Source organism: Methanoculleus sp. UBA291, from assembly GCF_002499755.1.
Lineage (GTDB): Archaea > Halobacteriota > Methanomicrobia > Methanomicrobiales > Methanoculleaceae > Methanoculleus > Methanoculleus palmolei.
This window is the reverse complement of the sequence record NZ_DANC01000060.1, coordinates 3,576-7,844: the sequence shown is the minus strand read 5'-3', so window position 1 is coordinate 7,844 and position 4,269 is coordinate 3,576. Positions and strand designations below refer to the sequence as shown.

Here is a 4,269-nt window from a genome sequence, read left to right as displayed (position 1 = left end):
GCCGGTGAGCGATGCCATGGGAGGACTGGATTACAGTCGCGACGGCTTCGGGCTTGCCCTGTGGGGGTTATGGAATGTCGGGAACGAATCAAGAACGGATGAGTGAAAACGGAGGCGTACGATTTGACTGATAATACGAAGATGTACTGGCTGCAGACGATCACGCCGCTCCATGTCGGGGCAGGAAAGGGTGTCGGCTTCGTCGACATGCCAATCATGCGCGAAAAGATCACCGAATGGCCGCTGGTGCCGGGGTCGGCAGTGAAAGGCGTCATGAGGGATCATTTCAAGCAAAAAAAGACCGACGAGGCCGTAATGGATGTTGTCTTCGGAAAGATGGCGGGTGACGGTTCGTCCAACGCCGGTTCGCTGGTGCTCACCGACGCCCATATTGTCTGCCTGCCGGTGTGCAGCCTGTACGGCACGTTCGCATACGTGACGAGCCCGCTGGTGCTGGAGCGACTGAGGCGGGATCTTGAGGCGGCAGGGTATGAGGAACTTCCGGAAACACCGTCCCCTGAAAAGGAGCAGGCTTTTTATGTTGAACAGTCTTCGCTCTTTCCCGAAAAAGAAGAGAGATCCGGGAAAAAGATCTTCCTTGAAGACCTCGATTTCACCGCAGTGTATAACGATGCTGCGAATGCATGGGCAGAAAGACTTGCCGGAATGCTCTTCTCCGATACAGATAAATGGCGGACAGTCTTCAAAAAGCGGTTCGTCGTTCTCTCCGATGACTGCTTTACCTTCCTGACAAAAACCGGGACTGAAGTGGCAGTTCATATCAGGATTAAAGACGAGACAAAGATTGTTGATAAGGGTGGGCTGTGGTACGAGGAATCCCTGCCCGGCGAGACGATCCTGGCGGGACTGGCCTGGTGCGACCGTGTGTTCGGCAGCAACGGCCTGACAGAAGACGAGATCCTCGCCAAGTTCTGCCCAAACACCGGCCTGAACCTGCAGCTCGGTGGAAAGGCAACCGTAGGGAAAGGTAGAGTAAAGTGCTTTTTTACGGAGGGCTGAAAGACATGCAGACCCGGCAGCAAAAAAGAGCAGAAAGAGCGCATAGGTGCGTTTTGGGGAAGACATCCAGCAACGATAAAGATGACTATCTCCGACTGGCAAAGAGTTTCCCGGCGTTAGTGCACACCTGCGGACTTGTGCAGGCCATAGCCTACGTCCACGCCAAGGATGATAAAACAACCAAAACGGGTGACACCTACCTTGGTCATCTCTCCCAGGTTATGGTGGTAGACCTGCCGAAAAATATCACACTGGAGGATAAAAGCAGGGAGGCCGACCTGATAGAATATCAGCACCTTTCTCTGGAGGCGATTGAAGCCGCAACGTGGCTGAAACGCTATGCAGAAGCACTCCTGGACAGAAAACGTCCGGGACAGCCCGGAAAAGCATCCCCGGAGAGGGAGGACCCATGATCGCCCGGCAATATAGCGGCTCTCCCGGCGAGCAAAGTTCCATGGCGGGGCCGGCATGCAGGAAGGCCATATCAACGTTATGGTCGAATAGGCCAGCCGATGCGGAGTTGCCCGGTGCTTCGAACGCCGCCCTCGTCAGGGACCGATACCTGAGGGTGCCGCTCAAAGATGAGGAGAAGAAGCACCCGGATAACCGAAAGGGGTTGTTCAGGACCATGTGCAGAGCCCAGGGAAGGGCACATCCCGTCTATCAGGAAGCGTTCACCCGCTACTCCTCCTCACTTGATGGAGCGCAGAAGGGCGAGTTCAAAACTAAAAGCAGGCTGATGCTCGGCTTTGGGAACGAGAACGTGCTGGAAATGGGGATAACCCTCCACCACACATACGGCACGCCGTTCATCCCCGGAACTGCCCTGAAGGGTCTTGCCTCGCACTACTGCGACCAGGTCTGGGGAACAAAGGGGGTTGAGTTCAAACGGGGAGGGGAATACCACACGGCTATCTTCGGCACCTCGGATGATTCTGGCCATATCATCTTTCACGATGCCTGGATAACGCCTGAGAGTCTGAAAAATGGACAAGGACTTCTCCCCGACGTCATAACACCACACCATGGCGGCTATTACTCAGGGGGTGACGAACCCCCCACCGACTTCGATGACCCCAACCCGCTCACCTTCCTCTCGGTTGCAGGAACATTTTATATTGCTGTTTCCTGCGACGTGCCGGGAGAGGATGGTGAGAGATGGGCAGACCTCGTGTTCAGGCTGCTCACCGATGCACTCTGTGAGTGGGGGGTAGGTGGAAAGACCGCCGCCAGCTACGGGAGACTGGTCCCGGATGAAAGATCGAGCGGAACCGCTGTATCGCCAGCTCCCGTAGCGGCAAGGCCGGTCGGGCCTCTACACAGCAAAAGAGATGATAATGGTTACATGGGCAGAGGATCCAAAACCCAAAGAAAAAACGCCCGCACTTCATAGCCAATGACGATGTTGGGGAATTTATTGAGACGGGCGGGCCCGACTCCACAGACTTGAGATCGGAGAGACACGTACCAGCCTACCGTTGTCGCGACATCGTCGCAAGAAACGTGAAAGGTCATCCGTTACCGGGGAGAGTGTGTGAAGAACCCGGCCGACACCATAAAACCTCGCTTCTATCTATCACGCTCAAGCCCGGTCCTGATCTCCCGATTCCCCGGCACCGAGATACCCCCTTCGGTCGAGGCGATCGACTTGCCGGCCTTCAACCCGCCGAACTTCTTCGAGAGGTCGACCGTGACGTGTTCATCGACTATTTCATCGTCAGCAACCATCGTACACCGATGTAGCACAATCTCCGGTGAACCTCCGAAAGAGGGACAGAGATATCCCGCACTCGAAAAAAACCTCACTTCCATCCACGTTTTGCTATAAAATCGCCACATATTTAAATAAGAAGAAATAAGAGGCAATTATTAATTGAATCGAATGGCGAATCCTCATGAGCGCACCTTTCCGGAATCAGAGACCCGGCCAAAAGCAGATCAGCACACTCCCCAAAAAACAGAGTGCTATCCTGAGGCTCAACACCATATGTCCCTATTTTACCATGTTCCCCCTGGACTTCCCGTTTCGCACACTGGCCTCCGCCAATCAGGACGACTGGGCCCTCGATCCTTTTTGCGGCCGTGGTACAACAAATTATGCTGCACGATTACGCGGCCTCGGTTCGGTGGGTATCGACTCAAGCCCGGTGGCCGTTGCCATATCCGCAGCAAAATTTGTCGACACCACCCCTGCAGACATTATCAAACTCTGCAAGACCATTCTCGCCAATGACCGGGAGCCAGATCATATCCCCGAAGGACGATTCTGGGAACTCTGTTTCCACTCGGACACACTCCACGACATCTGTAAACTGCGGGAAAGCCTCATGGAGGAATGCACCACCGACGAGGCCGTTGCACTGCGAGCACTCATGCTCGGGGTCCTCCACGGGCCTGTCCATAAAAACCGCATCTCCTACCTCTCAAACCAGATGCCCCGCACCTACTGCTGCAAACCTGAGTATTCAGTGCGGTACTGGGAAAAGCATGGCCTGTACCCGAAAAGAATCGATGCCCTCGATGTTGTCGCATGGAAAGCGAAATACTCCTTTGGCACACTACCTGCCAAACCTCAGGGGGGCATCATCCACGGAGATTCCCGCAACCCTCTGAAAGTCATCCCGGAAAATGGGTTCACCTGGGTCATCACTTCTCCTCCCTATTATCGGATGAGAACCTATGTCCCGGATCAGTGGCTCAGGAATTGGTTCCTCAGCGGCGAGGACACGGTCAACTACACCACCACCGGCCAACTCACGCACTCAAGCCAGCAGGACTTCGCCAGAGACCTGGCGACGGTCTGGAAAAACATCACAGAGGCCTGCGCCCCTGGGGCAAAAATGGTCATCCGCCTCGGCGCCCTCCCAAGTTCCGCCTGCAACCCCGAGGAAATCCTGCAGAGGTCCCTGGACTGCGCAACCTGCGGCTGGGAAAAGATAAAGATCGAATCGGCAGGGGCGGCAAAACGAGGAAAAAGACAGTCCGATCAATTTGGCGGCACCATGGGAACCGCACATGAAGAGATCGACTATTTTGCCGTTCTGACGTGACCGCCCATATTTGACCCCGACATATTATTATCCGTACTCGAAAAAACGGTCAATGATCGGGAACAAGAGACAAAAAACTGCTGGATACTCTTTGGGGAGAAGTCCGCTCCTTTGCCGGAGAGGGCCGCATACTCCAGCCCCGTTCGGTAACAGCCGTCTTCTGTTACAGAGAACGGAGGAGGTGATCCCGAAACACCTC

Annotated in this window: 6 protein-coding genes and 1 pseudogene; 5 read left to right on the top strand and 2 right to left on the bottom strand. The window is 54.9% G+C overall.

Annotated features, from left to right (window positions below):
- Positions 1–102: 102 nt before the first annotated feature.
- Genes cmr4 through cmr6 form a run of 3 tightly spaced genes read left to right on the top strand, consistent with a single transcriptional unit; the run spans position 103 to position 2,413 of the window.
- Complete coding sequence (gene cmr4 / locus BP737_RS14090; RefSeq protein WP_342686282.1) at positions 103–1,020, top strand: type III-B CRISPR module RAMP protein Cmr4; 918 nt, start codon at positions 103–105, stop codon at positions 1,018–1,020.
- A gap of 5 nt (positions 1,021–1,025) precedes the next feature.
- On the top strand, positions 1,026–1,433 hold the full coding sequence (gene cmr5 / locus BP737_RS14085; RefSeq protein WP_342686281.1) for a type III-B CRISPR module-associated protein Cmr5: 408 nt from the start codon (positions 1,026–1,028) through the stop codon (positions 1,431–1,433).
- Positions 1,430–2,413, top strand: a complete 984-nt coding sequence (gene cmr6, locus BP737_RS14080; RefSeq protein WP_292405261.1) for a type III-B CRISPR module RAMP protein Cmr6 — start codon at positions 1,430–1,432, stop codon at positions 2,411–2,413. Before cmr5 ends, cmr6 begins: the two co-directional genes overlap by 4 nt.
- Positions 2,414–2,589: 176 nt before the next feature.
- On the opposite strand, the gene BP737_RS14075 is transcribed toward cmr6, so the two are convergent.
- Positions 2,590–2,748, bottom strand: a complete 159-nt coding sequence (locus tag BP737_RS14075) for a hypothetical protein (protein WP_292405263.1) — start codon at positions 2,746–2,748, stop codon at positions 2,590–2,592.
- A 167-nt stretch (positions 2,749–2,915) separates the two neighbouring features.
- Between BP737_RS14075 and BP737_RS14835 the strand changes: the two are divergent.
- Positions 2,916–3,125, top strand: a pseudogene (locus BP737_RS14835) (hypothetical protein); the annotation flags it as partial.
- A 33-nt stretch (positions 3,126–3,158) separates the two neighbouring features.
- Here BP737_RS14835 and BP737_RS14070 read toward each other — a convergent pair.
- On the bottom strand, positions 3,159–3,422 hold the full coding sequence (locus BP737_RS14070; RefSeq protein WP_342686280.1) for a hypothetical protein: 264 nt from the start codon (positions 3,420–3,422) through the stop codon (positions 3,159–3,161).
- Positions 3,423–3,452: 30 nt separating this feature from the next.
- Here BP737_RS14070 and BP737_RS14065 point away from each other — a divergent pair, with 30 nt between their 5' ends.
- Entirely contained in the window at positions 3,453–4,070 is a 618-nt protein-coding gene (locus tag BP737_RS14065) for a hypothetical protein (RefSeq protein ID WP_342686279.1), read from the top strand.
- Positions 4,071–4,269 lie beyond the last annotated feature (199 nt).